The sequence below is a fragment of the Nostoc sp. ChiSLP03a genome, from assembly GCF_034531215.2.
Classification (GTDB): domain Bacteria; phylum Cyanobacteriota; class Cyanobacteriia; order Cyanobacteriales; family Nostocaceae; genus Nostoc.
This window is the reverse complement of the sequence record NZ_JAVRBQ020000065.1, coordinates 1-26508: the sequence shown is the minus strand read 5'-3', so window position 1 is coordinate 26508 and position 26508 is coordinate 1. Positions and strand designations below refer to the sequence as shown.

Annotated in this window: 23 protein-coding genes and 1 pseudogene; 8 read left to right on the top strand and 16 right to left on the bottom strand. The window is 39.8% G+C overall.

Going from position 1 to position 26508, the window contains the following annotated elements:
• Positions 1-21: 21 nt before the first annotated feature.
• From RMY32_RS10960 to RMY32_RS10945, 4 genes and pseudogenes are all read right to left on the bottom strand, one after another.
• A complete protein-coding gene (locus RMY32_RS10960; RefSeq protein ID WP_322715181.1) occupies positions 22-1455 on the bottom strand; it encodes an FAD-binding protein in 1434 nt (477 codons plus the stop codon).
• Between the two features lie 5 nt (positions 1456-1460).
• Positions 1461-2087 carry an L-2-amino-thiazoline-4-carboxylic acid hydrolase gene (locus RMY32_RS10955; RefSeq protein ID WP_322715180.1) on the bottom strand — a complete coding sequence of 209 codons (627 nt, stop codon included), beginning with the start codon at positions 2085-2087 and terminating at the stop codon, positions 1461-1463.
• Positions 2088-2875: 788 nt separating this feature from the next.
• On the bottom strand, positions 2876-3880 hold the full coding sequence (gene hemF / locus RMY32_RS10950) for an oxygen-dependent coproporphyrinogen oxidase (protein WP_322715179.1): 1005 nt from the start codon (positions 3878-3880) through the stop codon (positions 2876-2878).
• A 641-nt stretch (positions 3881-4521) separates the two neighbouring features.
• Positions 4522-5211, bottom strand: a pseudogene (locus RMY32_RS10945) (ISAzo13-like element transposase-related protein); the annotation flags it as partial.
• Positions 5212-5510: 299 nt separating this feature from the next.
• Here RMY32_RS10945 and RMY32_RS10940 point away from each other — a divergent pair.
• The 4 genes from RMY32_RS10940 (at position 5511) to RMY32_RS10925 (ending at position 8213) form a co-directional block, all read left to right on the top strand.
• On the top strand, positions 5511-5828 hold the full coding sequence (locus RMY32_RS10940) for a hypothetical protein (RefSeq protein WP_409882720.1): 318 nt from the start codon (positions 5511-5513) through the stop codon (positions 5826-5828).
• Positions 5825-6658, top strand: coding sequence for a hypothetical protein (locus RMY32_RS10935; protein ID WP_322715175.1), 834 nt, complete (start codon positions 5825-5827; stop codon positions 6656-6658). The genes RMY32_RS10940 and RMY32_RS10935 overlap by 4 nt, the downstream gene beginning before the upstream one ends.
• Before the next feature lie 193 nt (positions 6659-6851).
• Entirely contained in the window at positions 6852-7034 is a 183-nt protein-coding gene (locus RMY32_RS10930; protein ID WP_322715172.1) for a hypothetical protein, read from the top strand.
• A gap of 333 nt (positions 7035-7367) precedes the next feature.
• A complete protein-coding gene (locus RMY32_RS10925) occupies positions 7368-8213 on the top strand; it encodes a DNA/RNA non-specific endonuclease (RefSeq protein ID WP_322715170.1) in 846 nt (281 codons plus the stop codon).
• A gap of 66 nt (positions 8214-8279) precedes the next feature.
• Here the strand turns inward: RMY32_RS10925 and RMY32_RS10920 are convergent, their stop codons facing one another.
• From RMY32_RS10920 to RMY32_RS10905, 4 genes are all read right to left on the bottom strand, one after another.
• Complete coding sequence (locus RMY32_RS10920; protein ID WP_322715169.1) at positions 8280-8681, bottom strand: nuclease A inhibitor family protein; 402 nt, start codon at positions 8679-8681, stop codon at positions 8280-8282.
• Positions 8682-8693: 12 nt separating this feature from the next.
• A complete protein-coding gene (purU, locus tag RMY32_RS10915) occupies positions 8694-9548 on the bottom strand; it encodes a formyltetrahydrofolate deformylase (protein ID WP_322715168.1) in 855 nt (284 codons plus the stop codon).
• Between the two features lie 96 nt (positions 9549-9644).
• Positions 9645-10271: a DUF4340 domain-containing protein gene (locus tag RMY32_RS10910; protein WP_322715167.1), complete on the bottom strand. Its 627-nt coding sequence runs from the start codon at positions 10269-10271 to the stop codon at positions 9645-9647.
• 121 nt (positions 10272-10392) lie between these two features.
• On the bottom strand, positions 10393-12180 hold the full coding sequence (locus tag RMY32_RS10905; RefSeq protein ID WP_322715204.1) for a GldG family protein: 1788 nt from the start codon (positions 12178-12180) through the stop codon (positions 10393-10395).
• 141 nt (positions 12181-12321) lie between these two features.
• Here RMY32_RS10905 and RMY32_RS10900 point away from each other — a divergent pair, with 141 nt between their 5' ends.
• On the top strand, positions 12322-12696 hold the full coding sequence (locus RMY32_RS10900) for a four helix bundle protein (RefSeq protein ID WP_322715165.1): 375 nt from the start codon (positions 12322-12324) through the stop codon (positions 12694-12696).
• 25 nt (positions 12697-12721) lie between these two features.
• Here RMY32_RS10900 and RMY32_RS10895 read toward each other — a convergent pair whose 3' ends face one another.
• The 3 genes from RMY32_RS10895 to RMY32_RS10885 all read right to left on the bottom strand — a co-directional run bounded on the left by RMY32_RS10895 (position 12722) and on the right by RMY32_RS10885 (position 15090).
• On the bottom strand, positions 12722-13534 hold the full coding sequence (locus tag RMY32_RS10895; protein ID WP_322715163.1) for an ABC transporter permease: 813 nt from the start codon (positions 13532-13534) through the stop codon (positions 12722-12724).
• On the bottom strand, positions 13535-14539 hold the full coding sequence (locus RMY32_RS10890; RefSeq protein WP_322715162.1) for an ABC transporter ATP-binding protein: 1005 nt from the start codon (positions 14537-14539) through the stop codon (positions 13535-13537). It lies immediately after the preceding gene.
• 374 nt (positions 14540-14913) lie between these two features.
• Positions 14914-15090 carry a hypothetical protein gene (locus RMY32_RS10885; protein ID WP_322715161.1) on the bottom strand — a complete coding sequence of 59 codons (177 nt, stop codon included), beginning with the start codon at positions 15088-15090 and terminating at the stop codon, positions 14914-14916.
• A 7-nt stretch (positions 15091-15097) separates the two neighbouring features.
• Here RMY32_RS10885 and RMY32_RS10880 point away from each other — a divergent pair, with 7 nt between their 5' ends.
• The 3 genes from RMY32_RS10880 (at position 15098) to RMY32_RS10870 (ending at position 20920) form a co-directional block, all read left to right on the top strand.
• The gene (locus RMY32_RS10880; RefSeq protein ID WP_322715160.1) at positions 15098-15301 is read left to right on the top strand and encodes an EAL domain-containing protein; all 204 of its coding nucleotides are present in this window, start codon (positions 15098-15100) and stop codon (positions 15299-15301) included.
• Positions 15302-15636: 335 nt separating this feature from the next.
• A complete protein-coding gene (locus RMY32_RS10875) occupies positions 15637-19875 on the top strand; it encodes a PAS domain S-box protein (protein WP_322715159.1) in 4239 nt (1412 codons plus the stop codon).
• A 562-nt stretch (positions 19876-20437) separates the two neighbouring features.
• Positions 20438-20920: a cupin domain-containing protein gene (locus tag RMY32_RS10870; RefSeq protein ID WP_322715158.1), complete on the top strand. Its 483-nt coding sequence runs from the start codon at positions 20438-20440 to the stop codon at positions 20918-20920.
• 18 nt (positions 20921-20938) lie between these two features.
• Here the strand turns inward: RMY32_RS10870 and RMY32_RS10865 are convergent, their stop codons facing one another.
• From RMY32_RS10865 to RMY32_RS10845, 5 genes are all read right to left on the bottom strand, one after another.
• Positions 20939-21505: a GNAT family N-acetyltransferase gene (locus tag RMY32_RS10865; RefSeq protein WP_322715157.1), complete on the bottom strand. Its 567-nt coding sequence runs from the start codon at positions 21503-21505 to the stop codon at positions 20939-20941.
• A gap of 350 nt (positions 21506-21855) precedes the next feature.
• Positions 21856-22101, bottom strand: a complete 246-nt coding sequence (locus tag RMY32_RS10860) for a ChaB family protein (RefSeq protein WP_322715156.1) — start codon at positions 22099-22101, stop codon at positions 21856-21858.
• A gap of 114 nt (positions 22102-22215) precedes the next feature.
• A complete protein-coding gene (locus RMY32_RS10855) occupies positions 22216-22881 on the bottom strand; it encodes a DUF1345 domain-containing protein (protein WP_322715155.1) in 666 nt (221 codons plus the stop codon).
• 268 nt (positions 22882-23149) lie between these two features.
• The gene (locus tag RMY32_RS10850; protein ID WP_322715154.1) at positions 23150-23539 is read right to left on the bottom strand and encodes a DUF1499 domain-containing protein; all 390 of its coding nucleotides are present in this window, start codon (positions 23537-23539) and stop codon (positions 23150-23152) included.
• Positions 23540-23831: 292 nt separating this feature from the next.
• Positions 23832-26508: putative Ig domain-containing protein (locus RMY32_RS10845; RefSeq protein ID WP_322715153.1), on the bottom strand; the 2677-nt coding region annotated here is incomplete at its 5' end.

Sequence of the window (26508 nt, the reverse complement as noted above, 5' to 3'; positions counted from 1 at the left end):
ACAAGATGATTGAGAAATGACTTATACTGCGATCGCAGATTTCGTAGCAACTTCCTTAACAAGTTGGTTTTTCGGTTGGGCAATTTGTTCGTATTCAAAAAAGCCAGAGTTAAATATTCCTTTGGGATCGTACTTTCTTTTCATTTGATTAACTTTTGGCCAGTAATCGCCAAATTGGCTTTGCCACTGTTGAATAGTAAAATCTATCCAGCAAGTTAAATATCTTTTTCCACCCATTTCTAAACTCAGGTTACTCAGCTTTTTCAATTCAGCCAAGATGGGTTGAACTTGCGATTTCGGAATGCTGGGATAAATTCCAAACCCAATAATCAGTTCTTCCTCTTGCGGTAAACGAAACATCGGCTTGGTGTTATTGCGATTTACCAAGCAAAAACAGCCCATTTGTGCTTTACTAATATCGAGAAAAGAAGGCAACTGTTTGAGAGCCGTTTCCATGTAATCTTTAGCAGATGAGGCTGGAAGAAAAACATCCATCCAAGGGTGAGCAATATCCTTGCTATCTACTTGAATCATGGGTTCGATGAATTTTTCAAATTCCAAGTCTTCAGTATGGATATGACGGTAAAAATTTAAGCTAGCAAGGATTTCTTTGTCATCAATAACCTCAAGAGAACTTGCTTCAACAGTAATTCGCAACGTGTAAAACCATTGAATCAAAGGTTGCATTATCCCTGTAGCTCTGGATACTCCTTGCAAACAGGGAACTGGGAAAGATACAAGATGATCGACTCTTTGTTCGCTGACTAAAACCCGTTTGTCATCTAAAAGAGCATCTAGATTGTCATAAAACAATAAATAGGTGCGGGTTTGAGAAGGGTAAACTTTGAGTTTGTGCTGAACTTGGGTAATAATTCCAAACTGACCGTAACCGCAAAGTACGTGATTAAAAAGTTCGCTGTTTTTTTCAGGCGTACACCAGAGAATCTCGCCTTCTGCTGTTACCACTTCTAAACCAAGACAATTATCAGCTTGATTTCCGTAACGAAAAGAGGCTGCACCTATACCACCCGCAGAATGAGTTCCTCCTAAAGAAACACCAAAATAATTGGTTAATACGGGAGGAACTAAACCATCAGGAATACAAGCATCGATTACTTGATTCCAAGAAGTCCCCGCATCAGCTTTAAACCAAAGTTGCTCTTTTTGGATATCTCGAATTTTATCGAGATTCCTCATATTTAAAACGATTCCATCTTGGTTTAAAGACTGACCGCCTAACGAATGTCCCGCAGCGCGTGAAGAAACTACTAATCCTTTTTGAGCGGCATATTTAACAGTTTGGGCAATATCGTTAGCGTTTTCGGGAGTAACAACAACTTGGGGAGACTTTTGGAGTATACCACCAAAATCTTGTGAAACTTCTGTCAAAATTTCTGAAGCGTTGCTGACTTCACCTGCAATCAAATGCTTCAGGTCTTGAATGATGCCATTCATAAAAGTTACGATCCTTTAGAAAGAGACGTTTTTAAAAGGTTCATCCCAATCTGCAAGATTTTAGGAGTCAAGCGAATCAAATCGAGAATATGAGAGAACAAGCTGGGTGATTTTTGTGGTTTTACTTCTAACCCTTTGGCAGGTCTTTCATATTTGAACATACAAACGCAGTCACCATCTGCTTGCTTACTAATAATTGCAGCTTTCATCCCAGGAAATGCTCTCCTGGTTGCTTCTTGTTCCATCTCGCAAATAACTCGGCAAGGACTTTCAAGCCCATATTCTTTGGCAATTGAAAGCACCGGGCAAACTCGTTGAATTTCTAGTGCAGCATCTTTTCCTGCTTGAGAAATATCTACGACTTGCATTTTGAAGCCCATGATCCGAAAAATCGGAATTGCATCGGTAAAGCCTTTGGCTATGGTGGTGTTATCAATGAAAGCACCCATGAACGCCTTTTGATGAGCAGGGTAGGCTAACATCATTTGTTCAAAAGCTGCATCTTCTCCAATTTCATCTGTTAGCTTTTTGTAGGCTGCAAATCGATTCCTAAACATACTCACTGCTTTGGAAGAATCCATTTGCATCACATCATTCATGGTAATGTCGCCAATACCTATAACGTTGTCCATTGACACTTCTCCGTATTTTTTTACTAATTTGAATGACCTGGAAAAACGAGGTAATCAACGGCTAATTGCTGCTAGATTGCAGAGAGCGATCGCCATCAACTCTTTTGCTCATAAATTCTTCCAATTGACTACATAAACTTGTCAATCAAATCTTTGGTATCCTGCTCAAAGATGGAGTTTATTATCCTGACTAATTCGGGGCTAGCATGTCCTTGGTGATTCAGGACTAGCATGAAATGAACTCCATAAGTATAGTAAAACAAGCGTCAACGCTAGATATCTGCTAAAAAACATACACAGGAATACAATGTCAACTTCCCGCAGCTGCTCAATCGAGAAATAACTCAACCATTGAACTTGTAAAAAATTGCTAATTTCAGTTTTGAAGTTGGCAAGTTCAGTTAAATTAGACCAGCGAAATGATTTGTGAATTTTTAGCCAAATACTTGTCGGCAATTTTTCCATAAATACCTTGTTCCTTCCAGTTTAGAGGCTATCTCTAAAGAAATGTGAAGAGTAAAATTTAGGCGTTTCTCATACCATTTCACTCAATTATTGATAAGTAGAAGGCAGGAGTTAGAAGGTAAAATCCTCAACAGTAAAAGGTTTCGCTGGATTGGATTTTACATTTAATTATGTCCGTTTACTTACAAATTACTTTTCTTACTTTCCCTGCGCCTGCTCAAGAAGAATGTCATTTCTATCAATCTTCAGGTGAAACGGTATTAAGATTTGGGTAGCCAACATTTTTTATCGGCTGCTGTTATCAAATCTGCTGTTGACCGCCTTTACACCCACTCTTGGGGATTTCTTAGTACCTCTAGAAGCTTTGCTTCTTCGCTATCAGCAATAGGTTGGTCGTTATAGTTCCAAAACGCTTCTCCGGGCATACAATTGAGGACGCTTTGCGTACTTACAATCCCACTTGTTAGTCCGAATCGAACACCTCTATCATGCAGGAGAATAAATTCGGCATAACGTCCGCGTCTGATGCGCTGCCAATATTTTTGCTCTTCCGTAAACTCCATATCCTTACGTTGTTTGACAATAGGAAAATAGGCAGGAATGAAAGCTTCAGAACAAGTTTTTACAAAGGAAAGTAGAGTTTCGGCATCGGAATGTTGTAAATTGTCAAAGAAAATTCCACCTACACCTCTACACTCACTGCGATGAGGAAGATAAAAGTATTCATCACACCACTTTTTCAAGCGTGGATAGAGTTCTGCATCGTGCTGGTCGCAAGCTGCTTTATGTATTTGATGAAAATGAACTGCGTCTTCTTCAAATAAGTAAATTGGTGTTAAATCACCTCCACCGCCAAACCACCAAGAACCAAGTTCAGTGCCATCACCCAACTGGAAGTACCGATAGTTAACGTGTGCTGTCGGCACCATTGGATTAAATGCATTAATCACAACACTGGTACTCGTAGCGAAGAAAGAAGTACCTTTTTCATCTGGTGCTATAGTTGTTGGGTCAGCCATCACAACATCCGATCCTCGAAAGGTGACACCAGGAGGTAACTCACCCTTCATTGATACGTAGTTGATACCTACTTTTTCAAATACATTGCCGTCCCGCAGCGACTTGTCGATATAGATGGCACCGTTACTGTTTTCACCTTGTACCCATTGACCTATTTCATCTCTTGTCCAGTGTTGTTCGTGAAGTTTACTTCCATCTATTTCCTCAATAGCTTGGCAAACATTCTCGAACATATCTAATAAAAAACTTTCAACTCTATTACTAATTGGTGGTTGCTTGACTGCTGGGTTTTCAAGAATTTGAACCATGACGATGACCTCGTTGTGACTAAATAATTATTTCCGAAGAAATTTTGGAATCTATAAAAATTGGCAGTTACTTCTCAAGTTTTCAGCTTGGAGTTTCATTGATTAAGTATGTTTGCTTCGTAGCAAAAATCTGGAAAGAAAAGAGCTAGCGTTTCGCGTGAATTACTTTTAGGTTTCGCATTACCTAAATCTTTTCGTAATCTATCTTTTTCCGTTAGCCAGATTTTTACTAGTGAAGATATAGAATTTTAGGAAAATTATAAAAAAATTATTAAGAAGTAATTGCCTAGCTTGCAGAAGAAAAACAGGGTAACTTCAATAACTGTAACTAGTCACACTTAAAATCAATTGTTTGGTAAAATTTTACCTTAACTAAACAATAAGTTATTTTTAGCTAATTTTTAACTTCAACATAATCAATATCTCATTCTTTAGATAGAAGACAAAACATTGTTGCCAATGAGCTACGCTTGTACTAATTTTTTCGCTTTTTCAATATTTAAGAAATTCCAGAAAATAAAACATACAATTTGCTAGAATAATAATTATTTAAACAGGCGAGATACACTGTATTTTTGGTAAATAGACCTGCCTTGAAAATAAAGACTGGGACTAGGAAAGTAATTAGTGAAAATTATTCAATATAAAAATAGCTCTGGAACAAACATACCGTAAGGAGTCATGCTTGTTTTTGGGTAAAATCATGGTCATCATTTGCCATTAGCACTCGATTTTTACCATCACGAGTAAATGAGCAAATATTAACTTAAATGTAAAATATCTGGTTTATCTAAAGCTTATTTTATTGATGTACAATAGTTATTTGCTCAAAAGTTACGTCATTTTTGGGTATTTTTTTTAGGTTGTATTTTGGCAGTTTTCTTGAGGCAATATCCTAAATCATTTAACTTGACACGAATTGTTTCCGAAGTTGGTAATTCTCGCTCGTCATAACCAAACTTATCAATTAATTGATGTCTCACTTCAGCCGCAGAAAGACGTGTATACATTCTTTCGTCTTTAAAGTCTGGGTCTATTTGCCTTTGCGAATCGACAATTTTTTTGATATCTTCTAAAAGATTTGGGAGTTTTGCTTCTGCTTTACTACGTCCTCTACTTCGATAGTTATCCACGCAAGTGATACTAGTAGTTAATTCTTTAATTCCTTTACTAATAGTGACGCGATTCCATCCTAACTCTCGCTCCGCTAGAGACTGTCCTCCGTGTCCTAATGCCACTACTGTTTGTGCTATAAATTTACGTTTTTCTGCACCTTTTAATTGCTGTGCGGTTTCCTTCAATAACTTTTTTAGTGAATCCGTTAATTGTATTGGCATCTCTGTTCACCCAAAAATCCAATCATCATTGAATTTACTACAAAAAGGGAGGGAGAGACTGCGATCGCCAATCTCTCCCTCTTTTTTCAGAATGATTATTATATTTGTATATTTTATTTTCTGGAATTTCTAGAGAAATACCTGTAGTGTTGTCACTACTAAATAACTTTTTTCTTAACTTCACTAGTCTTTACTGGCGAAATTTTTCAGAAAACTTACCCTAGATCACAAAGGACTTTTGAACTTTCGTTTTTGTAACCTGGATGTATAAGGAGGAGCAAGAGGCATATACGGTGATTAAAGGTAGTATGCCGAAAGCGCTTAAGTTTCGGTTTAAAGCGCTCTGTGCACAATATGGATTAAAGATGAGTGAAGTCTTGGAAGTATTAATCAGCGAATGGGTAAAGGCTGATGGCCCAACTTCTTCTTTCATGACTAACACCTTAGATGAAGACCGAGACAATATCACGCATATCAAGGCATACATTCCCTCCTCCCTGAAGATACAATTTAAAGTTCTTTGTGCTCAAAGAGAGGTTATGCAACGCTTTATCCTCTATAACCTTATTCGTGAATGGGTAGAAACAACCCATGAAAGAAATTTGCCATGAATCTATTATTCCGTTCAACTAACATCGACAAACCTAACAAAAGTAAGGAATTAAGTCTAAAGAGCAGTAATCCCTTTATTCAACTGATATTTAACAGGGATACTATATCTGAGACTCGCAAGCTTCTAGATAGAGCTATAGTATCTGCTGCCAAAGATACATTACCAAACTGCAAGCCACCTGCCTTAACTCCCACTCATTGGATCTGGCAACTTGCTGCTTCCTACCATTTAACTCACTCTACTGGGCTATTAATGGAAGAAGCAGCTCGGCGCTTTGCTAGATTGGGACGCTGGAGTTTAGCACAGTGGGCAGCAGAAAAAGCTCGTGAAGAACAAGGTCACGATCGCCTCGCCTTGCTTGATATTCAGTCGATGGGATATGATGCGGAAGCTGTAGTCAAAGCACTCCTCCCTCCGAGTGCTATGGCTTTGCTGAGTTTCTTCACTCAGAGCGTACAAGCCGCAGATCCAATTAGTTGCGTTGGGTATTGCTATACGATGGAACGTCTAGCAATGAATATTAAAGCAGAGCATATCCAACTGGTGGAAGCGATACTACCACCTAATACCTATGCTACTCGCTGCCTGCGAATGCACAGTTGTTTAGGTAGTGACGTAAAGCATGTGGAGGAGACAGTTCAAATAGTGGCAGCACTAACTTCAGAGGAGCGCACTAACATAACTGTCGCCTGCTATGAAACTGCACTGTTGTACTTCAACTCGCTTAAGGAGAAGTATATATCAGAAGTGGAATTACAGCAGATATTGAATCAGTTCAAGTTAGACGCTTGTAGTAAAAATAATTCTATTCCTGAAAACATTTGCTAGTGCAAATATCGCTGAACAATGATTAATTTGTTGGCGTTGCAGAGAAAGCGGGATGATTTAGCAAATTATAAAATCTCTTTGCCTGCTTCCCCTGTACAAGAACTGCTTGCCAGAATTTATCCACTTGTTGTGGAACGCCAATTTGTTTAACCAATTCTTAATCGCATACTTCAAACAATCTGAGGAAAACACAATGAACGTCGCAATCACAAGCATTGGGCAGCAACTTTTCAGCTGGAAATCTTTCGGTTACTTCTTGAAGCACAACTTCAAGACTTGGTTTCAAGTTCCGAATGACGACGAAATTGAACTGGAAGACTTTTTGAAAAATCAATTCGGCCAAGGACTATTTTTTAATATTCCTTCCTCTTTCTAAGCTCTCGTGAGGGTTAAGATAAAGCGTATTTTGTCAATCAGTCAAAATACTCTCTAGCCTTCGTAGAGCGAAAATAGCGATCGCTTGGGCGCGGGCATTCCGCGCCATCACTCAATTCTTAAAGCAAATAATATATAAGTTTTTCATCTTATTTAGATGATTATCTAATTTCAGATCGTCACCTAAATAATTACTAGATGTTAACGCACTATTTACAGTTTTTTAACCTTTCTTTATACAACCATAGCTATATTGCGATTGGTAAGTTTTACTGAATTTCTGTAACTTTAACAGAGACAATTGTAGTTTGTTTAAACAAGTAAATAGTAACAAATGAAGAAGTCTGATTTTCTCAGGGCTATTCTACCTATTGCTGTACCAACAGCAATATCTTTCACTCTGCTTAATTATCAACAAAAGCCATTAACAGCCCAACCCTCAAGCGTTCATCTAAGAATGGGCAATCCTAGTAATGCTGGCAGTAGTTACAGTAATCTTTTGTTGAGCAAATCTCAATACGCAGTTTCTTACAATTGCTATAGAGGGACACCAAATTGGGTAAGTTGGCAGCTAAACACATCATGGCTAGGAAGCGCACCTCGCCAAGATGATTTTCGTGCAGATACTACATTACCTTCAAGCTGCTACCGAGTCACTTCTTCCGATTATACTGGTAGCGGTTTTGATAGGGGACACATGACTGCTTCAGCAGATAGGACAAATACAATTACCAATAACTCTGCTACTTTTTTAATGACGAATATAATTCCTCAGTCACCTGATAATAATCAGGGGCCTTGGGCTGCACTAGAAAACTATTCTAGAGACTTAGTAAACCAGGGGAAAGAACTCTATATTATTTCAGGCTCCTATGGCACTGGTGGAACTGGGTCGAATGGAACAAAAAACACAATTGCTAATGGTAACGTTACAGTTCCGACTAGAACATGGAAGGTTATTGTAGTATTAAATTCATCAAATTCTGACGCTAGCAGTGTCAATAATAACACAAGAGTAATTGCAGTGAATATGCCTAATTCACAGGGAATTAGAAATAATAATTGGACAAACTACAGAGTTAGTGTTGATTCCATTGAAACGAACACTGGTTACAATTTGCTCTCTAATGTTTCTTCGTCTGTTCAAAGTGTAATTGAGTCTAGAGTTGACAATTTGTAAGGATACTTACTTCACTTAAAACTTAAAGCCTGTCTGTAAATTATAGATAGGCTGATGTTTGATTCGTTAGGTTTCTACAACTTTTGTCGAAATTCCGCCTAAATCTTTATCTGAAGTTTTACCAACAATATAGACATCAATACTTATCGTACCTATGCGATAAACCTTGATATTAGTGAGGCGATCTCTTAATTTTTTGACAAGTGATTTAAACTTTGGCACATTTTGTTGTTGTATTTCATTGTGCCATTCTTTTTCTTGGGCACAGTTCCGAAAAAAATAATCTAGTTCTACTTCTTCAACTGGTGTTTCTTGAGGATGTCCTGTTAACTGGAGAAGTTTTTGATTTGTCAAAGGTTCTTGCGCTTGATTAGACCACAAAAAAGCTTCAAAAGGATACTCTGATTCACTTATCATTAACAAACCATCGAAGGCTTGTTTAAGTTTTTCCGTAATCTCGTTAGTCATAAAGATATAAAATCACTCAAATACTACTGTTCTATTCCCATATACTAATACACGATTTTGTAAATGCGATCGCACTGCTCTTGCTAATACAACTCTCTCCAAATCTTTGCCTTTTCTTACCAAATCATCAACTTCATCACGGTGACTTACTCGCACTACATCTTGTTCAATAATTGGGCCTGCATCTAAATCAGCAGTAGCATAATGAGCAGTTGCACCAATAATTTTCACACCACGTTCAAAAGCTCGGTGATAAGGATTAGCTCCGATAAAAGCTGGTAAAAATGAGTGGTGTATATTAATAATTTGTGGAAATTGATTAATAAAATTTGCACTAACAATCTGCATATATTTCGCCAATACAACTAAATCTATTTTGTACTGGCGGAGTAATTCTAGTTGTTGGATTTCTTGTTCTGATTTATTATCTTTAGTGATGGGGATGTGCTGAAAGTCAATATTAAATTGTTCTGCCACTACCTTTAAATTGGAATGGTTACTAATAATTAAAGGAATTTCAGCAACAAATTCTTTAGCACGTTGTCGCCAAATTAAATCAAATAGACAATGGTCTTGCCGACTTACCCAAATAGCAATACGTGGTACTGTATCAGAAAAACGTAATTCCCATTTAGCACCTAGAGGTTGTGCGATCGCATTGAATGCCGGGGCAATAAATTCTCGCGGTAAATTGAACCCATCTAATTGCCATTCAATCCGGGTGAGGAATAACCCAGCAGCAAAATCTGTATGCTGATCTGCATGGATAATATTACCACCGTTAGAATAGATGAAATTGGCAAATTTAGCCACCAGTCCTCTTCGATCGGGGCAGGAAATCAGCAATGTTGCTGTGGGATTTGTCATGGTAACTTAGAAAAACTAGTGAGATTTGAAGTAGAGTAGCACAGATGTGCTAACCCATTGTGCGTTACCGAAACATACCACAGAAACCGTAATTGCTTATTTACTATTTGTCGGAGTTGGTAAAGGGGTGCTGAGTCCAGGTAGCTTCTGACTATTATCTACAGGTTGTTTCCACTCTGATAGTTCCCGATTTACGGCATTGGCAAAATCTGTAGATACTAACAGCATATTTATATTTCCATCGGATTTAGCAGTAGGGTCAGCTTGAGCATACAATAAACGACCGTTAAAGTTAGATTTACCCAAAATCAACTGATGGCTTTGTCGGTTTTTCAGGGTGATATTAATAGTTGCTTGGGGTGGATCTAAGGCAAATTCTCCAAGCTGTTTTGCTGGAGTTGATAAAGTACGCTCGCTATTACCCTTGACCAACAAATCCATTAAATAAGAAACAATAGCATCATTTGCTGGGCCCGATATGGGAGATTTGATTAACCACTTGGGTTTACTAGAAGATTCAGGGTTGCGTTCCAGATTCAGGGTGAGTTTTTTTGTCTTGACTGTCAAAGACTGCACATCATCTTCTCCAAAAGAGAAAATTTTCTGCTTTTGCTCCTTGATTTCTTCGCGCACAGTTGCACCCCGAATTTCATGGAAGTAAACAAAACCACCTAAACCTAGCGCTAGCAGTATCAAAATTAAAGTTGTTCGTGGCAATTTCATTTTTTAGTCATTTGTCATTTGTCATTTGTCATTGGGCATGGGAAAAACTCTTCTTCAGTCTCTACTTGTCACTCCTAACTCCTAACTTTTGTACAGACGCGATTAATCGCGTCTGTACTTCTTACCGTCGTTTCCACCAAATAATAACTGCGATCGCAATTCCAATTAAGGGTAAAACTAACAGAGATGACAATATTAAAAGATTAGCTTGTGTGGTTGTCAGGGTTATCCGCCGATTTTTCGGTTCTTTGGGACGAATGGAAAGGGGTTGCCGATCTTGTTGACTCAGCCAAGTAACTGAGTTGAGGAATACATCTCCATTTAATTGCTGTTGAAACAAACCATCGGTGGCGAAATCGGAATTTCCTAAAACTACTAACCGTGACTCGGTAGCTGTTTGAGATGAGGCAGCAGGGGAAGGAGGGGAAGGAGGGGCAGGGGAGGTAGGGGGAGTAGGGGGAGCAGGGGAGGCAGGGGAGGCAGGGGAAGTAGGGGGAGTGGGGGAAGCTTTGCTTTGAGTGGTTGGTGATGGTAAGGCTTGCGGAGTCTTGGGGGAAGGGGAAGGAGTCGGGCTAGTCTTGCTTTGAGTTGTTGGTGATGGTAGAGGTGAAGGTGTGGGTGAAACTTGGGGAGTGGAAGTAGATTTGGGTGTTTGTTTTCTTGTTAAAGCAACGCCCAAGGTTAAAGGGCCTTTCAGGTCTTTATCTGCATTAAACTCTAATTTTTCGCTTTGGAGGTCGCTTTCTGCCCAACTGCTGGGGTAGGGTTTGGTTCGTAGCAGTGGAGTAGCCTGAACACCAGGCACAGAGCTAATTTCCAGTGGTCGGGCAATCGGATAAAAAGAATTGCCGTTACCGAAATCTTTGGTAATTGGATGTTGTCCATATTCTGTGACTAAGGGCGCAGCAGGGCCAAGTCCCACGACGCTTTCGCCAGAGACATCGACTGCTAAACGATTATCCAGACGAACACCCCACTCTTGTAACAAGCTGTTAAGTTTGGGATCGGTATTAGGATCGATCATCAGCAGTAAATTACCACCGCGATTAAGGTAGTCTTGCAAAGCTTTGACTTCACCCTCAAACAGTCCTCGTTTGGGGCCAGCTACTATTACGACAGCCGCATCTTGAGGAACTTTGGAAGTTTCGCCTAAATTCAGAGGTGATGTTGTGAAATTTTTATCGCCTAATCCCTGAACTGCTTGTGATATCGCATCTTTACCAGGTGAAAGTTGGCGTTCGCCATGACCTTGGAGTAAGTAAACTTTGGCTGTGGTTGAATTTGTTAGTTGTTGCAGGCGACTAGTTAATCTAATTTCTGACAAGCGCTCATTTTCATTTATTGTTTGTACTAATTGCCGTTTATCCCCAGATTCTAAATAAACTTCTCCATAATCTTTGACGCCAAACTTTTCTGCAAGTCCTGGTCTAGCTTGGGGGTCGATATACTCGTATTTAAATTTTGAGCTTTGGCGTTGATAATTTTCTAGTAGTTCTCGGTCTTGGGGATTTTGGTTAATATCAAATACCCATACTTTAACTGGCTGTGGTAAAACTCTTACTAATTCACGTGACTGGGGTGCAAGGGTAAATAATTGAGCCTCTGTTAAGTCTGCCCGTAAGTGATAGCGAGTTCCCAAAAAGTTAATCAATCCCAAAATTGCTAATATTGCCAGAGTTGCCACTAGGGCATTAGTCCCAGCTTGGGTAGAACGACGATTCCACCAGTTACTCTGGTAACTTTGCCATATTATCCCCAACCCACTGATGACAATTCCTGCAATCAGAAATACTAATGGAATTAATCCCCACTGTTCAGAGATTAACCCAGCTGTTAAGCCGACAGTAATTAGGAATGGGCCTAACCAAAACAGATATTTCCACAGTTTCTTTTTTGCAACTATCTTCATATTTGTCATTTGTCATTGGTCATTGGTCATTGGTCATTTGTCATTAGTCATTGATCATTGGTCATTTGTCTAAAAATAGTGACAAGTAAAAATATATGGAGGAAAATTGAGTAACTAAAAGTAAGTAAGATAACTGAATAAATGGCGACAAAGCGTTTCCAAGAATTACAGGTTTATCAATTATCAGAAGAATTAGCAGATGACATTTGGAAAATTGTTGAAGGATGGAATTTTTTTGCAAAAGATACAATTGGTAAACAGATTGTACGTTCGGCAGATAGTATTGGTGCCAATATAGCAGAAGGTGTAGGAAGAGGTAGTTTTCAAGAAAATAGACGTTTTATAAGGATAGCGAGAGGTTCTTTGAATGAAACTCAACATTGGTTAAGACGAGCTTACACTCGTAAACTTTTAACTAGCGAACAGATAAATACAATCAAAATCATCATTAACGAACTAGCACCCAAATTAAACTCATACCTAAACTCAATTGGCAATGTACCAAATGACAAATGACAAATGACAAATGACAAATGAATGACTATTGCCTTTGAAAACGCAGTGCATCAATTGATTGAGCTGTGAGAAAGATGCCCAAAAAAATATAACTGGCAAATAAAATTAAAGCGCTAGTATCAAAAATGCCTTGGATTAATGTGTTGTAATGTTTCAGCAACGATAGATAACCTAAAGCTTCACCTACGGGGCCAGGGACAATTTTGGCGATTAAATCAATCAATAACAATAATAAGATTACTGCAAAGGTAAGAACGGCAGACAAAATTGTGCTGTCTGTTAATGAAGAAATAAACATTCCTACAGATAAAATTGCTGCTGCTAGTAAGATTAATCCAATATGACCCAGTAAGGGAATTGAGATTGTCATTGGTGGATTTGAGCCGCTGATGGCGATCGCTTCCAACACTAGCATGGGTACAACCATTGTGATAAAAAATGTTATCACGCCTAATAATTTACCTACAGCTACCGCCCAATTGGTGATTGGTGAAGTGGCTAATAGTTCTAATGTGCCCCGCTTCCGTTCTTCGGCATAAAGTCCCATCGAAAGTATGGGCAGAATAAACAACAATAGCCATCCCATACGATCCAAAAATGCCCGAACAAATTCGTAGGGGACATCTATCGGTGGTACTGGTACTCCTAGTTGTTGCCCTTGTGCATCTATTGCCGCGACTCCTACCAAAATGCCGTCTGGGCCTAGCAAAATCATCACGAAGAATAACCCAGCGATGAACCAAAATATGCCTGCGATCGCATAAGCTAGGGGCGATACAAAATAACTCTGTAACTCTCGGCGATAAATGGCAATAATATTACTCAGCACTATACCCATTTACGCTGCCTCTCCTTCGTTGTCTGCTGCTAAGTCTACATCAGGATCGAAATTTTTTTCTTCTGTGGTTAGTTGCAAGAATACGTCTTCTAAGGTAGCGTTAACCCGCCGCAGTTCATGTAAACCAAATCCCGCACGCACTAATGTTGTGGCAATATCGCGTCCTGGTTCTTTTCCCGGTTGCGATATCACCCGCAGGTAAGCGCGATTTGACTGGGGTTGATGACCTCCACCTGTCGGAATTGATTCTATCAGGCTCACACCCGCGACTTTTTGCAATACCTGTTTCGCTAAGGCGGCTTCTCCTTCTATTTCTAATTCATACCCAGAACCACCTGTCAACTGAGTCATCAGGTTTTCTGGTGTATTAGTTGCCACTACCTTACCGCGATTGATGATGGCAACGCGGCTGCAAGTCATGCTCACTTCTGGCAGAATGTGCGTGGAAAGAATAATTGTGTGAGTACCAGCGAGGCTTTTGATTAAATTCCGCACCTCAATTATTTGCCGGGGATCGAGTCCGACGGTGGGTTCATCCAAAATGATCGCTGGGGGATCGTGGACGATCGCTTGAGCAATTCCGACACGTTGGCGGTATCCTTTGGAGAGTTTGCGAATAATTACTCGCCGCTTATCTTCTAAGTTGCAGCGTTCGATGGCGGCTGTCACCTTATTGGGGCGATCGCCTGCTGAAACTCCCTTAATTCGGGCGACAAAATGCAAAAATCCCTCCACCGTCATGTCTGGATATAACGGCGGTGTTTCCGGTAAATAACCAATGCGTTGGCGCACAGCTAGGGAATTCTCATGGACATCATAACCAGCAATCCGGGCATTTCCATTGGTTGCCGGTAAATAACCAGCCAGAATCCGCATGGTTGTGGTTTTTCCAGCGCCATTGGGGCCCAACAACCCTAAAATCTCCCCAGGCTCGACGCTAAAGGTGACATCAGTAATTGCTGGGGTAGAGCCGTATATTTTACTCAGATGTTCAACTTCAATCATGCGTATAGTGGCGATCGCAAATTTATAGAATACCCAATAATCTTAGATCGCAATATTGAGTATAGGGGACTGGCACAAAGATTAGCTGACAATGGGTAAAGTTCCTGAAAAACCTCTTTAGGCACTTCCAAATAAAAAACATCCCAAATTTTCTTGTGGGATGGGTGTCCTCACGTGTCTCATATATAGCAGAATTCAGAAGTAAAACAGGCTTTATATCTGGATAACAGACGCGAGCTTGTGTACCTCATCAACTTGAAATCTGCTCTAATACCAATTCTCTAAAATGAGACAACACATTCAACGCCCGAAACCCAGGCCATATCTGACTTTCTTAATTACGAATTACGAATTTGTATAAGATGCCATTGGTGTCAAATTAAGCCATCAGCCCCTAATAAGCCATTTTCATACTCTGCATAGAAACGAGATAAACCAGAGAATAATGGAAAATCGGGCTTTTTTAGATTTGTGTGTACACCATAGCCAATCTGTACAACGAGCAGTGTCGAGTTAATTGAGCAAGTATCTTGAAAGAAACTATTTCTCATTTTTCTTTTGAGCAATCAACTCGGATTAGCCGTTATTGCCGAAGGTATTGAAACATCACAACAACTTCAATGGTTACAGAAACTTGGATGTGAATTTGGTCAAGGTTATGTGTTCTCTAAACCTCTAAAATATGAGACAGCAGAAATACTTCTAGCAACTCAAACCACATATTTATCCTCTGGTGAATACGGCAACAGATGCACTAATTAAAAAATTAGTTGGATGATAAAAATAGGCGATCTCACAACTACAGCCAAGATTTTCTGTTTTTCTCTATCCTTAACCAGATATTATTCGATAATTTTTGTTATAAGTTAACTGGTATTTGTATTTAGTATTTTAAATTAGCTAAATAGTGTTATTTATCTTGATGGTTCGAGCTAAATTTTCATTCCACATATCAGATAACTAAAACCTTGACCTCTGGCAAAAGAGACTTTTGGACTCAGCAAAAATCTATCTATAGATAAATTACTAAAAATCAAAAACTAGCTTAGGGTATGTACAGCCTCAACAATGAGTATTAGTTTTTCCAAAAACTTTTCATGCCCCATATTGATTATCCTCAGTTACGGCGTTATGTCCTTGTTGTATTAATTGTCGCACTAGCATTAGTGCTAATGTTAATGCTAGACCCTTGGTTAAACATGAGTGGAACTCCTTTTCTACTATTTTTTAGCGCTGTAATGTTGAGTGCTTGGTATGGTGGTTTGAAGTCAGGGTTGTTAGCAACTTCATTGTCTGCATTACTGAGCAATTATTTCTTTCTCCCTCCAGCTTATCAGCTGAATTTTGATTTATCTAATTCTGTGCGAATTGGGTTATTTGCATTCCAAGGATTGCTCTTTAGCATTTTATGTGAAGCATTAAAAACTGCTAAAAGAGGGGCAGATGAAAATCTCCAAAAGCTGAGAGTTAGTGAAGAAAGATTTCGATTAGCCCTAAATAGTTCAGATATCGTGGTCTTTCAGCAGGATCGCGATTTGCGATATCAGTGGATTCATAATCCTCAAAGTCCAGAAACTGCTGAGGAAATGTTAGGTAAGTCTGATGATGAATTATTTACCGCCTCAGTAGCAGCACAATTGCAGGCAATTAAGCAAAATGTAATAAAAACTGGTGTTGCAACCCGCCAAGAGGTTTATTTGACAATTGGTCAAGAAAATCGTTACTACGATTTACTAGTTGAACCGCTAAGGGATGCAGACAATAACATTTTAGGTATCAGCTGTGCAGGTGTGAATATTACTGAGCGCAAGCAGGCTGAGGAAAGACTACGCTATATTGCCCAAATTAGTAGTGTACTCTCTACTTCGTTAGATTATGAACAAACTTTACAACAGATCGCCAAAATTTCAGTTCCTCAGCTAGCTGATTGGTGTAGCGTTGATATTTTAAATAAAGATGGTTCCATTCGCCGCCTACCCATTGCCCATGCAGACCCATCGAAAGCGGAGTTGGCACGTAAACTTCAAGAGTATGTGACAGATTACAAGAGTGCAAGTGCAATTACTAGAGTACTGCAAACTGGACAAAGTGAATTGATCTCAGAGGTATCTGACTCGTTATTAGTAGCAACTACTCAGAATCAGGAACACTTAGAACTTGTTCGGCAATTGGGGATGAAGTCTGTAATGATTGTGCCGTTAATCGCAAAAGGGCGCATACTCGGCTGTATTACCTTTGTCAGCACTCAATCAGACCGTCGCTACGATCGCACTGACCTAACTTTAGCAACAGATATTACTCATCGTGCTGCCTTAGCAGTGGAAAATGCTCAACTTTATCGAGACATCCACCAAGCTTTAGTCCATTATGCTGAATCTCTATCTCTTCTAGATGCGCTGCTAGAAGCAGCTCCTATTGCTGTATGCTTTTTGGATCGAGAACTGCAATATATCCGCATTAATCAAGTTTTCGCTGACATTAACGGTTTAACTATAGAAGAACATTTAGGACGCAAATTTAGGGAAGCCTTGCCAGCAATGGCGGCTGAGTTAGAGCCACAGTTACAGCACGTGTTAGATACTGGAGAACCCCTGCTGAATATGGAAATCAGGGGTGAGACAAGAGGACAGCCAAGACGTTACGGTTACTGGCTGGGCAACTATTACCCAGTTCATAACGCAATGGGTGAAACGGTAGGAATTGGGATTATTTTGGCAGATGTTACCGCAGCAAAGCAAACAGAAGTTGCTTTGCGAGAAAGTGAAGAAAGGTTTCGGGCAATGTTCAATCAGGCAACTGTCGGTATTACTTTAGTAGCGTTGGATGGACGATTTCTGCAAATTAATCCTGCCCTATGCGAAATTACTGGATATAGCCATGAAGAGTTAATGCAAATGAACTTTCAGGAAATTACCCACCCTGACGATTTAGAAGTTGATTTGGAAAATGCTCGGCGAGTTTTAGCAAAAGAAATTAGTGGATATTCCTTAGAGAAGCGCTACATCCGCAAAGATGGTTCTATCGTTTGGGTAAATCTAACTTCATCAGCAGTTTGGAATGCGAAGGGACAACCAATGTATGCATTAGGGATTATTGAAGATATTAGCCATCGCAAACGAGTTGAAGCCACACAAAACTTTTTAGTCGAAGCTAGTACCTTACTAGCTGCCTCATTGGATTATGAAATAACTTTAGAAAATGTAGCTAATCTAGCAGTTCCAACTTTAGCCGATTTGTGCATTGTAGATGTTTTCCAGGAAGATTGGTCAAGTAAACAAATTGCGATCGCAATTGCCGATTCCACAAAACTGAATATTTTAGACGAAATCCGACGGCGTTATCGACCCAAAACCAAAGAGCTTGTACGGCAGCTACGCTTAGGAATATCTGTCTTTTATCCCGAATTATCTGACTCACATCTTTTACAGATGTCTGAAGACGACGAACATCTGCAATTACTGCAAAGTTTGGGTATTCGTTCTCTAATGGTGATTCCAGTTCGTTCTCGCGGGCAATTATTTGGAGCAATCTCTTTTTTTACCGCCGAGTCAGGTAGATACTATCAACAAACAGACTTGGCTTTAGCAGAAGATATTGCTCGGCGGGCAGCGACAGCCATTGACAACGCCAGACTCTACCAGGAAACTGAACGGTCTGTCAATCGCACCGTACTTTTACAAAGAATAACTGCTGCCTTCTCGGAAGCCTTAACTCCCCAACAAGTAGCTAATGTAGTGGTGAACCAAGGCATTGCCGCCTTGGAAGCTACTGGTGGTTCCGTTGTCTTACTTACTGAGGGAAATACTACCCTAAATGTTGTGCAAGCAATTGGCTATCCGCAAACGCTCATCAATACTTTGACAACTTTTCCGATCGCAGCACCTAACCAAATAGCAGAAACAGTCAGAACTGGGCAGCCGATTTTTTTAGAAAATTTAGCAGCCATGATTGCTAGATATCCCAAATTAGCAGATGTTGTGACTGTTATGGCGAATAATGCCTGGGCTTCCATTCCCTTGGTGGTAGAAGGTAAAGTAATTGGCGCACTGGGATTAAGCTTTACTACTGGACAAATATTTAATGAAGAAGACCGGGGATTTATGTTGACACTGGGACAACAGTGTGCCCAAGCGATCGCCCGCGCTCAACTTTACGAAGCTGAAAAGACTGCCAGGGCTGAAGCCGAGACAGCCAACCGAATTAAAGATGAATTTCTCGCTGTCCTTTCCCACGAACTCCGAACTCCCTTGAATCCAATTTTAGGATGGGCAAAGTTACTTAGAACCCGCAAGTTCGACGAAGCTACTAAAATCCGAGCATTGGAAACAATCGAGCGGAATGCCAGGTTACAAACCGAATTGATTGGAGATTTACTTGATGTTTCGCGGATTTTGCAAGGTAAGGTTAGGTTAAATCTCCATGCAGTGGATTTGAAAATAGCGATCGCATCTGCATTAGAAACGGTGCGTTTAGCAGCAGAAGCCAAATCGATTCAAATTCAAACGGTGTTAAGTAATGATATCGGCAAAGTTCTCGGCGATGGCGATCGCTTGCAACAAGTGATGTGGAATCTCCTCTCCAATGCCGTTAAATTCACACCCACGAATGGACTTGTACAAGTGCGTCTCGATCAAGTTGGTTTAGATGCCCAAATCCAGGTAATTGATACAGGTAAAGGAATTAACCCAGAATTTTTGCCCTACGTCTTTGATTACTTCCGGCAAGCAGATGCTAAGACAACCAGAGTATTTGGCGGATTGGGATTGGGACTGGCAATTGTGCGCCATCTGGTAGAACTTCACGGTGGCACAGTTCAGGCAGAGAGTCCCAGAGAAGGACAAGGAGCTACCTTCACAGTTAAACTACCTTTGCTGAAAAATTCTGAGTTGCGAGTTAGCAGTAGCGAGGCTTCTCAAACAGAACTCAGTACTGAAGAGACATTACTGGCTGGAGTACAAATCCTGCTTGTAGACGATCAAGCCGATGTGCGAGAGTTTTTTAGCTTTGCGTTGGAACAATATGGCGCGACGGTAACGGCAGTCGAATCAGCAGATGAAGCACTGCAAACATTAATGCAATCAAACCCAGATATCCTCTTAAGCGATATTGGAATGCCCTTCATGGATGGGTATATGTTGCTACGTGAAGTGAGAAAATTACCACCAGAGCAAGGCGGACAAATTCCGGCGATCGCTTTGACTGCTTATGCAGGAGAAATTAACTACAATCAAGCAATGGCAGCAGGATTTCAAAAACATCTACCTAAACCCGTCGATCCAGCGGATTTAGCCGCAGCGATCGTTAGTCTCATTGGGCACACTTCACCTTCTGAGTAAATAAACTCTTCAATTTCTCCTCTTTGCTTTAGAAATTAAATATATATTTTTTATTTTTCTTTAGAAATTTGCAAATGGCAAATTGATGTTATAAATTAATGCTCAGGTTTTAATCAGAGATTTATTTACCAATGAAAACCCAACAGTTCAGTTCAACAACCCTAGAAAATAGACCTACCAAGACGAAAAAACAGTCTTTTCCTGGTAGGAGCATTGGTACTCCCAAAGTACCATTTCGTAAATGCCATAAAATAGTCCAACAACATGAGTTACTTAGTGACTGGGAACACGCAAGTTAATTTAGTAACGTACTTACGATCTAAATTGATGTACTACTCTCGGTATCCAGTCAGACATTAAATGCTACCAATTTTCTGTGAAGTTGCACTTAATAACGAAGTGATGATCTAATCCCATCCACAAATAGAAGCGTAGTTTACCGCCGTAGGCATCGCTTCTGCTGAGATGGAACCCTTGAACCTGTTTTAACTTCTGTCTTAATTCATCTTTAGCCCCCTCGTTTATTCACCATCAAATTTTCTTAACACCTTGGTATCAAGAAATGGAAAAGTATTTAGTCACCAAAGAAGAGATTGAGTCTTATGAAGGACTAGAAAAAACACATTTTCTCAACTCCAATGCTCGCAGACTAAATAAGTCTTTAGGGGATTTGACAGGTTTAAAAAATATCGGTTTCCACATCATTGAAGTAGAACCTGGACGTGAATCAACGGAGCTTCACATGCACTATCACGAAGAAGAGTGCGTATACATTCTTGAGGGAGAAGCTGAAGCCACAATTGGAGAAAGTGTTTATCCAGTTAAAGCAGGAGATTTTATTGGATATCGCGCTGGTGGTAAGCCGCATAATCTAAAAAACACGGGCAATTCTATATTCAAATGTATAGTAGTTGGTCAAAGGCTAGAGCATGATATCGGTGATTATCCAAATTTGCACAAGCGTATATATCGGAGCAAAGGTTTAAAGTGGAATCTGGTCGATATGGAAAATATAGCTGAACCAGTAGCAGGTAAGAAGGTATAACAGGTAGAATGCATTTCCTCATGATTTCTTTGGCTCTATTGCCATGAGCCAACAATCTGAGTATTCTCCTTCATGCAGTTCATGTGCCGGCAATAGCTTTACTTTCACAAAACCACATTTTTCATAACAGCGAATAGCACGATAATTGTCAACGTGCGGATCTATAACAATTTTCTGAGCTTGACACTGTTCAAAAAGATAGTTGATAAATACTGACAGCATTTTTGTACCAATTCCCTTGTTCCAATAGTCGGTTTCGCCGATGAACAAGTCAATCGCATAGATACGATCGGTTTGGTCGAGATGATACAATTGTCTATCAGTTTCCGATAAGTCATTAAGTGTACAATACTGCAAATAACCAATGGGAATATTTTGATAGTAGAGGAGGCAAGGAATAACCGCCTCATCTCCCCTAACCATCGGTTTGTACGTTTCTATAATTCTTTCTAAAGGAAAAAAATTATCTCTTCCTTCATAAAATTCTAAAACTTTTGCATTAGTTAACCACTTTGCCATCAACTCATAATCATACATTTCATCTTGCATGAGACGAATAGATATTTCGTCTTTTTGAATCAGCATATCTTGTATAAATAGAATATTTTTTATAGCACCTATTAATATATAGCAATCCTATTTGATTCCTGATTACTCGTAAGGATCGGGGACTATGGGACTGGGGACTGGGGACTAGGGACTGGGAAGATAGGAATAAAGGTGTACTGAGTTTTTTCAGAAATCAAATATGAGTCCTATAAGTCATTGTTTTTTCAGAAATCAAATATGAGTCCTATAAGTCATTAAAAATATCTATATTTTAACATAATTTGTGAAAAAAAGAGGAATTTTCTCTCTATTTTATCAGAATAAAATTCCCCTTAAACCCTTATAAGACCTTTGAGATTAGATAGTTATCCACAGGTGAGATTTACTTAGTTCCCACCAGATACAACAGCTTTATTATGTATCGCAGTGTCTTCAGGCTTTCTCTGCCATTTACCATCATTGCCTGGTTCGTATTCATTTTTTACACTATTCCAGGCAATATCACGCGCACCTTCTTCACTCGAACCATCACTTTCAGCAGCATTAAATGCCGTAATAAAAATCTGTTGTGCGTGTTCAGCCAGTTGTCCTTTGATATCTTCCGCTAATTCATCTATTTTGTTATAAGGCATGAACTCACTCCGAATTATCTTAACTTGAGTCTATGCTAAAGAACTGGTAATCTAATTTCCTCCTTCTCTAAGTAGAGACCAAATAATCATACTTTTGGCTGAGTCAAACAATTTTTAAATCAGCGATGCAATAATATTAATACTCATAGCTAAAATGGTGGTATTGAAAAAGAAAGATAATATGCCATGTAACAGAGTCAAGCGTCTCATATCGGGTGATGTTGTCTGCACATCTGAAACTTGACTAGTCATGCCGACTACAAATGAATAATATAAAAATTCCCAGTAGTCTGGATAGTCGTTATGAGGAAAATCTAAACCTCTAGTGATTTCTTCATTATGATTACGATTAATATATTTGTAATAACTGTGCGCATATTGCACTGCAAACATCGTATGCACTAATAACCAGGAACCGACAATGGTCATAATTGAAAGTACAACGTGTAGGGTAAGCTGAATTATTGACAATCCTTTTTTATCAAGTAAAAATCCAATAGCTAAAACACTGGCACAAGCCGCAGCGATTACCAGCATAAATATAGCCAAATGCCCTTCATATTCACTCTCAGCATAACGGCGAATTTTTTCTGGGTTAGCCTTAATCATTTTCCACCACGTTATCGCCAAGAAAAAGTCAATAGCGGAGTTCCAAGCGCAGAGAATGCGAGTAGGTAAGTGCAGAGAATGCGGCAGGATTACTGAAACTAATACAGCGAGTCCGACAGCAATAATTAATCGGGGTCGAGAGTCAAAGTTTTTAAATAAATTAAGTTTCACAAATATTGCGATCGCAGAGTTTAACTAATTCGTAATTCATAATTTTCGGTGAAACACTACACCACATTACACAATCGTCATTCCAGATTTTACTAGGGTCTGAATCCACATAAGTAAATGGACAAAAATATTTACAACCATTGCAAACTCAGGGAATCACCCAATACTCGAGAATGCCTCACTTGCAATGACATTGTGTAATTAATTTTGTCCAACTACTTCTTTATCTTCCCAGTCTTTAATCTCCAGCCCTTAGTTCAATTAAAAATTATTGGAACTTGGCTCTAATCGTCTCTATGCGTTTACGATTAACACCCAAATCGCTTTGACCTAAACGTGAAGCTGAACGCACATGGATAAGATTTGCAGTCCGGTCTAGATAGAATTCTACATCATCGACAAATCCCAGTAAAGCACTTTTAAATTCTGCATATAAATAATCTTTACTTTCAGTAATGATTTTGGTTCTTGGTAAAGACTCAATAATCTGTTTAAGATTAGTAATCGCTTGTTCTGGAGTAGATGTAAAAATCAGTGGTGCAATTTGATGAGATGCATCTCTACTCTGACTAGAAACGCAATTGGGGGAATTAGGGCAAGATGCTAATTTACCGTTACTAATACCTAAATTATTTGGTCGTTTGCCAGCAAAAACCATAATTATGTCTCCGGGTGAGTGAATAAATATACTCTCACACATTTGTTTGAATCACTGTAATATTTTGGCGTAATCGCATCTTCTAGCAAATGACAGATTCACTAAAACATCGGTGATGCGATCGCTCTTTATGATTCAATACGCTTGGGTTAGCGCCAAAAACCGAACATTTTCATAACTTTGTTGGGTTGCGCCTTGCTTTACCCAACCTACAATTTTTCATAAAAAAACCTGTATTCTTTGCTCAATAAAGCTTACAGGCTATATTACACCTATATCAAGTTACTTCAGACTAGGCGATACTCAAATTAACTCGGACAATCAAATCGTTGTAATCTCGATCGCCGCCATTAGCCAAATCCTCAAAGCCAAAAGCGTTATTCCCTAATAGGCGAATATGATCTGCTTTGTCAGTGTTAGCACCCAAGAAGGAGAAGTAAACTGCCGGATCGTTATTGGTATTGCTATCAAGAATTGCATCAGTCCCGGCATTAACGATGATAAATGGGACGAAAATAGCACCAGGTTGGAAATTACCTGTAAAACTTGCTGTACCTTCGTTAGCTACACTCAAATCAATACCAGCGACACGGTGACTAATAGCTGCCTGAGTATAACCCGCCTGCCCAAGCAGCACATCTGCTGTACCATCGCCATTGGTATCGATGCCACCATTCTCATCAGTTATCTGATAAAAGCCGACAAAGTTGTTAAAAGCTGCTTCTCTATGAACTACAAATTCGGCTTTCACCAATTGTTTTACATCCCGTAAATCAATTAGTTCGGGTTCATATTTTCCTTGAAGACCAGTACCTAGAGGTGGATTTTGCTCTGTTGCTGCAATTTTGACAACCAAATTCTGGAAGTTGAGAGAGAACCCTGTATCGTCCACATTCGTATCTGAGGAAAAAAGCACCTGAGAAAACGGGGTTTGTCTAGATAGCACCGCCTGAGTAGTGCTGCTACGGATTAAATAAAATCTTAGGTTGCTCTCAGAATCGAATTCCAGTAGCCTGCTGAGGTCAGTGGGATTAAAACCATTGGGTAATTTGGCAAGAGATGAAAGAAGCACTGTTGCCCGTTGGAGAGCTAGTTCGGTGTAATTTGCAGCACCAGGGGCTACGCCATTAATCCTACCTTCTGCATCGTCAACGACAAATACACCCAGTTCATTGACTTCTTCAGAAGTGTTGCTTTTAATCTTGACTGAGAGTTTGGCTTTTTCCCCGTTAACTTGATTTTTGATCGTAAAGATATCACCTGTAATTCTTGTGAGTAGGCTGATTGATTTAGTCTCAGCAGTAATTCCTTGAGCAACGGTGAGTGCAAATACATCACTGACTTCAGCCCCAACCGAATCTTTGGCAGTAACTTTGATGTTCAAGCTACCCAAATTATTATTCGTAGGAACGCCGCTGAAAGTACGCTTATTAGGATTGAAGCTTAACCAACTAGGTAGTAGATCGCCATTGTCTAAGGTAGCAGTGTAGGTTAGGGTATCTTCAATATCTACATCGCTAAAGGTGTTTTCAGGGATAGTGAAGTTAAAGGTAGTTTCTGCCGTAACTTTTTGGTCAGCGATCGCCTGTTCTACAATTGGTGGATTGTTAGCTTTAGCAATTGTGAGTGCAAATACATCACTAATTTCTGCAAGAGCCGGATCTGTGGCGGTGACTTTAATGTTCAAGCTACCCACATTATCATTCGTAGGAGTGCCGCTGAAGGTAAGCTCGTTAGCATTGAAGCTTAACCAACTAGGTAGTGGATCGCCATTGTCTAAGGTAGCAGTGTAGGTTAGGGTATCTTCAAGATCCACATCGCTAAAAGTGTTTTCAGGAATGGTGAAGTTAAAAGTAGTTTTTGCTGTGGCCTTTTGGTCAGCGATCGCCCGATCTACAATTGGCGCACTATTGAACTTAGCAACTGTCAATACAAACACATCACTGACTTCATCCCCAGAAATATCCTTGACAGTGACTTTGATATTCTGATTACCCAAATTCTCCATCGTTGGAGTACCACTAAAGTTCCGGGTAGCAGAATTAAAAGTTAGCCAACTGGGCAGTGGATCGCCGTTTTCGAGAGTAGCAGTGTAGGTGAGGCTATCGCCAGCATCAATATCAATGAAGGTATTTTCTGGGATCGTAAAATTGAACTGCGTATTTATGAGTACCTTTCGATTAGCGATCGCCTCAACTAACTCTGGTGCATCGTTAACGTTCTTAACAGTAAGTGCAAAATCATCACTGACTTCAACCCCAAAAATATCCCTAGCAGTAACTTTAATGTTGAAGTTACTCACATCTGCATTTAAGGGAGTGCCATTAAAGGTTTTGGTAGCAGCATTGAAGGTTAACCAACTCGGTAGAGAGTCGCCGTTTTCGAGAGTGGCGGTGTAAGTGAGGCTATCGCCAGCATCGACATCAATGAAGGTGTCTTCTGAGAAAGTGAAATTGAAAACCGTGTCTTCTATTGCTTCTTGGTTTGCAATTTCGTTCATCACCTCTGGCGCATCGTTGGTGTTGTTAACAGTGAGTGTAAACACATCACTGATTTGAGCAAGAGCTAAATCCGTGGCAGTAACTTTAATGTTTAAGCTACCCACGTTTGCATTTAAGGGAGTGCCACTGAAGGTTTTGGTTGCAGCATTGAAGGTTAACCAACTCGGTAGAGAGTCGCCGTTTTCGAGAGTGGCAGTGTAGGTGAGAGTGTCGCCAGCATCAACATCCTTAAAGGTGTTGTCTGGGATAGTAAAGGTGAAAAGTGTGTCTTCTATTGCTTGTTGAGGAGCGATCGCCTGAAATACCTCTGGCGCATCGTTGACGTTATTAACGGTGAGTACAAAAACATCATTCGCTTGGGCGCCAGCAGTATCTTTAGCAGTAACTTTAATGTTGAGGCTGCCGACATTTGCATTTAAGGGAGTGCCACTGAAGGTTTTGGTCGCAGCATTAAAACTCAGCCAACTG